Source organism: Collinsella aerofaciens (assembly GCF_040920445.1).
Lineage (GTDB): Bacteria > Actinomycetota > Coriobacteriia > Coriobacteriales > Coriobacteriaceae > Collinsella > Collinsella aerofaciens_BH.
This window is the reverse complement of record NZ_JBCOTQ010000017.1, coordinates 1-5,433: the sequence shown is the minus strand read 5'-3', so window position 1 is coordinate 5,433 and position 5,433 is coordinate 1. Positions and strand designations below refer to the sequence as shown.

General features: G+C 60.8%; 5 protein-coding genes. All 5 read right to left on the bottom strand.

The window, feature by feature from the left end:
- The coding region (locus AB5405_RS04150; protein ID WP_368137697.1) for a bifunctional metallophosphatase/5'-nucleotidase at window positions 1-1,718 on the bottom strand (1,718 nt) is incomplete at its 3' end.
- Window positions 1,719-1,790: 72 nt separating this feature from the next.
- Window positions 1,791-2,585, bottom strand: a complete 795-nt coding sequence (locus AB5405_RS04145) for an ABC transporter ATP-binding protein (RefSeq protein WP_138113127.1) — start codon at window positions 2,583-2,585, stop codon at window positions 1,791-1,793.
- On the bottom strand, window positions 2,578-3,501 hold the full coding sequence (locus tag AB5405_RS04140; RefSeq protein WP_117862242.1) for an ABC transporter permease: 924 nt from the start codon (window positions 3,499-3,501) through the stop codon (window positions 2,578-2,580). The genes AB5405_RS04145 and AB5405_RS04140 overlap by 8 nt, the downstream gene beginning before the upstream one ends.
- 203 nt (window positions 3,502-3,704) lie before the next feature.
- On the bottom strand, window positions 3,705-4,685 hold the full coding sequence (locus tag AB5405_RS04135; RefSeq protein ID WP_368137696.1) for an ABC transporter substrate-binding protein: 981 nt from the start codon (window positions 4,683-4,685) through the stop codon (window positions 3,705-3,707).
- A gap of 159 nt (window positions 4,686-4,844) precedes the next feature.
- A partial coding sequence (locus AB5405_RS04130; protein WP_368137695.1) for a WYL domain-containing protein occupies window positions 4,845-5,433 on the bottom strand: 589 nt, incomplete at its 5' end.

Genomic DNA, 5,433 nt, shown 5'->3' with positions numbered 1-5,433 from the left:
GTGTGCTTGGTGGCGTTTGCGAAGGTGGGGAAGTCGGTCGTGTTGGTGATAATGTAGTTGTTGGTGGCGACGGTATAGGTCTTGGCGGGGTCGAGCGTGCTGCCGTCTTTGGTGAGCGTGGCACTCACGATGCGCTTGCCTTCAGACTGCGTCCAGTCGATTTTTACGTTGATGCCGCCAAAGGAAAGAACGCTGCCGGAGTCGTTGGGCCACTTGTACATGTCCTGGGCTTCCTGCTCGGTGTGGCCGGCTGCGACGTAGGCTTGCTGAAGTTCGTAGCTGTCATTGCATTTGTCGCTAATTTCCAACGAGTGCTCGAGCGCCGCGAGGAAGTCCGCGCCGGTCATGGTCCAGGTTTCCACGGTGTTGCCATAGGGCGAGATGGCGATGACGTTTCCGGCGGTCACGTTGCCCGCCGCGATGCCGCCGCGGATGCCGCCCGCGTTTTCGATGGCAAGGTCCGCGCCCGTCAAATTAAGATAAGAACCGCAGATCACATGTCCGATGGTCTGGGCTTTAGCGGTGTCGCCTGCTTCGCTGGGACGGAAATCGGTAGTGCGTACCATCTCCCAGCCATGTGTGCCCGTGGCATCCTCGCCATAGAAATAGTTGGTGGTTGATCTGCCGATCACCTTGTTCGATTCGATTTCAAAGGCGTCGTCGAGTGGCTTGATTTTGTTGTTGCGGACCTCATCAAGGATGTTCTGGTTGTTAGGGTTAGCCAAAAGGTCGTCGACGTCCTTGGCGGCGTAGAGTGTCTCAGCGCTGTCGCCTGCGGAGACCGTCACTATGTCGTCGTTGGTGGTTTCGGTACCCTTGGTGTCGCACTCATAGGGAATGGAAAGCAGACCAACCTCGGCAAAGGCGCTGCCCGCCTCGACGACGCGGACCGGCTTGCCATCGGCCCCCGTTACGTTCTCGTTTAAGTTGATGTGCTCGTGGCCTGCGACCAGGGCATCGACGCCGTCGAGCTGTGCGGCAAAGGCCTTGGCGTTGAGCGTATGTGCGATACGAACGACAACGTTGCAGCCCTCATCCTCGCGCAGTCGCTTAGCCTCGGCATTGATGGCGTCCGCCGCACCCGAGAACGACGTGCCCTCGACCAGGTCCGCGCGCAGCGAGGAGCCCAGCGACTCATCCATGGCTCCGACGACGCCGACCTTAATCTTGTAGTTAATCGTGGAACTGTCCTCGTCGTCCTTCCAAGTGCGGTTGAGCGTCTTGGTGATGCTCGAGCTCCATACGCCGTTCGAAGACGTTGCATTCGCGCAAAGCATGGCGAAAGGCGTGCTGGTGGCACCATTGCCGGCCATCGTTCGAAGCTTGTCCGCGCCGTAGCTCCAGTCGTGGTTGCCCGGTGTGGTCGCGTCGTAGCCGTTTGCGTAGAAGGTGTTCATGAGTTCGGCGATGCTCTTGCCCTCGCTCATGGTGGCAAAGGACTGCCCGTGGAAGGTGTCGCCTGCATCGAGCAGAAAGTCGGGGGCGTTGTTTTGGGCGCTATAGAGAACCGCCAGTCCGTCAAAGCCAATGGTGCCCGTGCCCTTGCTTGCGTTGTAGCTGTACTTGTAGCTGCCGTGGATGTCGTTGGTGTGCATGACGGTCACGGTGCCATAGATCGCTTGGGGCAGATCGCTCGCAAGGGCGAGGCTGGGTGCGCCAGTGAGCACGCCGGCAAGCAGCGCGGCGGTTAACGCAAGGCGGGGGACGAATCTTTTCATGGCAGTCTCCTTAGTCCTTAACAAAAACCACCACAAAGGTGCCTGTCCCCTTTGTGGTGGTTTTCTAGGTCGTTAGCTCAGCAGCATGCGGTCGTTGGCGAGCTCGCCGCCCGAGACCTCCTCGAACTTCTGCAGTAGGTCGGCGACGGTGAGCGACTTTTTCTCGTCGCCGGCCACGTCGTAGATTACATGGCCCTCGTGCATCATGATCAGACGGTTGCCCAGACGGATGGCGTCGTTCATGTTGTGCGTGACCATGAGCGTGGTCAGGTGGTTCTCGTCGACGATCTCCTCGGTCAGGTTGAGCACCTTAGAGGCCGTCTTGGGGTCGAGGGCCGCGGTGTGCTCGTCGAGCAGCAGCAGGCGCGGCTTGGTGAGCGTCGCCATCAGCAGGGTGAGTGCCTGGCGCTGGCCGCCCGAGAGCAGGCCGACCTTGGCGTTGAGGCGTGTGTCCAGGCCAAGGTCCAGGCGCTTGAGCAGCTCAACGTACTCGTCCTTCTCGGCCTTGGTGACGCCCCACGAAAGACCGCGACGCTGGCCGCGGCGCTTGGCGAGGGCCAGGTTCTCGGCAATCTGCATGTCGGCTGCGGTGCCGCGCATGGGGTCCTGGAACACACGGCCCAGGTACTTGGCGCGCTGCGACTCGCTCAGACGCGAGATATCGTTGCCGTCGAGCTCGATAACGCCCGAATCGAGCGGATACACGCCGGCAATCATGTTGAGCAGCGTGGACTTGCCGGCGCCGTTGCCGCCGATCACGGTCACAAAGTCGCCGTCGTTAAGGGTAAGGTCGACGCCGGTGAGTGCGCGCTTCTCGGTGACGGTGCCCTTGTTAAAGGTCTTTTTGACGTGCGAGAGCTTAAGCATCTGCCTCATCCCCCTTCGTGTAGGAGCTGCGGAGCTTATAGCGCTCCCAAACCACGGGCACGCACAGGGCCACGGCAACGATCACGGCGGAGAGTAGCTTCATGTCGTTGGCATCCATGCCCAGCTGTAGCACGATGGCGCGAATGAGGAAGTAGACCACGGAGCCAAAGACGGCAGAGGCAAGACGGACACTAAACTGCGTCAGACCGCCGGGCAGCAGGCGGCCGAGCACCTCGCCGATGACAATGGCGGCAAGACCGATAACGATGGCGCCGGTGCCCATGCCAATGTCAGCGTACTTCTGGCTCTGGCAGATGAGCGCACCCGAAAGGCCGATAAGGGCGTTGGAGAGCACGAGGGCGATCATCTTGGTGGTGTTGGTGTTAACGCCCAGGGCGCGGATCATGTACTCGTTGTTGCCGGTGGCGCGCAGCGCCGAGCCAATCTCGGTGCCAAAGAACCAGTACAGGATGGCGACGATGGCCACGGCCAGCACAATGCCCAGGATGATGGCAACGGTGGACTGCGGCAGGCCCGTCATGTGGCTGACGGATGAGAAGATGGTGCCCTTGGCAAGGATGGGCGTGTTGGATTTGCCCATGATGCGCAGGTTGATAGACCACAGACTGATTTGCGTAAGGATTCCGGCGAGGATTGCGGGAATCTCAAAGACGGTGGTCAAGATACCCGTGACGGCGCCGGCGATGGCGCCGGCGCACATGCCGGCCAGCACGGCGAGCAGCGGGTCGACGTTGTTATTGACGATGAGCACGGCGCAGACGCAGCCGCCGAGGGCAAAGCTGCCGTCGCAGGTCATATCGGGAATGTCGAGCAGGCGGAACGTGATAAACACGCCAAGCACCATAATGCCCCAGAGGACGCCCTGCGAAACGGCGCCCTGCAATGCAATGAGCATGCTTCATACCTCCTAGGATAGGGTGGACACGTGAGTCACCATGATAGCGGTAACAATGCATAAAAGAGCTGCGGCCGGATGTTTTGACTCATCCGAAACAAGCAGGGCGGACGCCGGTCTACAGCGCCCGCCCCTGTGGCTCAGATATTGAATAACGCGACTAAAGCGCGAGCACGGGCTCTAGACGCATGCCGCGTATGGTATTACGCGTCCAGAGTGGAAAGGTCGATGCCCAGCGCCTCGGCCATTTCGTCGTTCTTGACGACGACCAGGTCCTTGCTCGAGAGGTGCTTGATCGGCATATCCTCGGGCTTGGCCTCGCCCTTCAGGATCTTGACGGCCATCTCGCCTGCAGCGTAGCCCAGGTCCTCATAGTTGATGGAGAGGGTGAACAGACCGCCGGCCTTGCACATGCCCTCCTCGCCGGTAACGAAGGGGAGCTTGTTCTCCTTGCAGATCTGGCCGACCTGCGAGGCACCCGCGGCGATGGTGTTGTCGGTGGGGGAGTACAGCGCGTCGACCTTGCCCACGGCAGACTCGACGACAGACTGAATCTCGTTGGAGCTCGAGACGGTGAAGTCAGTGTACTCGAGGCCCAGCTTGTCGAGCTCCTTCTTGGCGGCCTTGATCTGGACGTCGGAGTTGGACTCGGCGGTGCAGTAGAGCAGGCCGACCTTCTTAACGTCGGGCAGGACCTTCTGCATCATCTCGAGCTGCTCGGCGACCGGGGTGAGGTCGGAAGCGCCCGTGACGTTGGTGCCGGGCTTGTCGTTGTCCTGGACCAGGCCGGAAGCAGCGTAGTCGGTGATGGCGCAGCCAACGATGGGGATATCGGCGGTGGCGCCGGCGGCAGCCTGCGCGGCGGGCGTAGCGATGGCATAGATCAGGTTGACGCCGTCGCCTACGAACTTGTCGGCAATGGACTTACACGTGGACTGGTCGTTCTGGGCGTTCTTCTGGTCGATCTTGACCTTGAGACCGCTCTTCTTGATGGCCTTGACGAAGCCGTCGTTGGCGGCATCGAGCGCGGAGTGCTCGGTGAGCTGCAGAACGCCGATGGTGTAGTCGGAACCGGCGGCAGCGGAGCCGGAACCAGAGTTGCCGCCGCATCCGGCGAGCGGAGCGAGCGCGAGCAGGCCAGCGGAGACAAGAAGGCTCCTGCGGCTGATGGTGATGTCCTTCATATCATTACCCCCAGTATAAAAATGGCTGGAAACACTGCACTAGGAAAAAGTGCAAGTGGGACTATAGTAACGCCGATGTCCATTTTTACAATAACCTGGCGGGTTTTTTAATACTGAACCGGATGGGCGGTGCTGAGGAACGACGGGCGGTAACGGGGCCTACGCTGCGGGCGCGGGGCTGTCTTCTTCGTCTAGCGCGGCAAAGAGTTTCTTGCCGTCGAGCAAACGCGTGCTGACGTTTCTCATGCGGCTGACCTCGACGGTGCGCAGGGTGTCGTCGGCGCCTCGGGTGCCGTAGACCGTTCCCAGCAGATACGAGACGCCATCGCGCTGCCTGAGGGCAAAGGGCCGGACCGTCATCCGCACCACCTCGGTTTCGCCCCGGGTCAGGACGTTTGAGATATCAAAGCTGACGGTTGTTCCATGGTCGATGGCCTGTTCGATGAGCTCGCACGTGTCGATACGCTTGGCGTGCGGACGCGTTGTCTTGACGGGTGCGTCGTTGGCGGCCGGTGCCGGTTCGGGCATATCGAGATAGTCGCGAACATCGGCGCTCGCCATGGCGACCAGGTGCTGCGCCATGCTCTTTCGAATGGCTATGGGCGTCGATCGGTTGCGCATGACCATGCCGTGGAGCCGTATGATCTCTTCGTCGGCAAGCGGGCGGGTGAGGAGCCGATAGCCCACGCCGCGCTTATAGTCGATTTCGTATCCGGCGTGACGAAGTGCGGATATCGAGGTATAGATG

What these genes read in the sequence shown, in the direction of transcription:
- AB5405_RS04145 (WP_138113127.1), bottom strand. Translation starts at nt 2,585, where the DNA reads ATGCTTAAGCTCTCGCACGTCAAAAAGACCTTTAACAAGGGCACCGTC.
- AB5405_RS04140 (WP_117862242.1), bottom strand. Translation starts at nt 3,501, where the DNA reads ATGCTCATTGCATTGCAGGGCGCCGTTTCGCAGGGCGTCCTCTGGGGC.
- AB5405_RS04135 (WP_368137696.1), bottom strand. Translation starts at nt 4,685, where the DNA reads ATGAAGGACATCACCATCAGCCGCAGGAGCCTTCTTGTCTCCGCTGGC.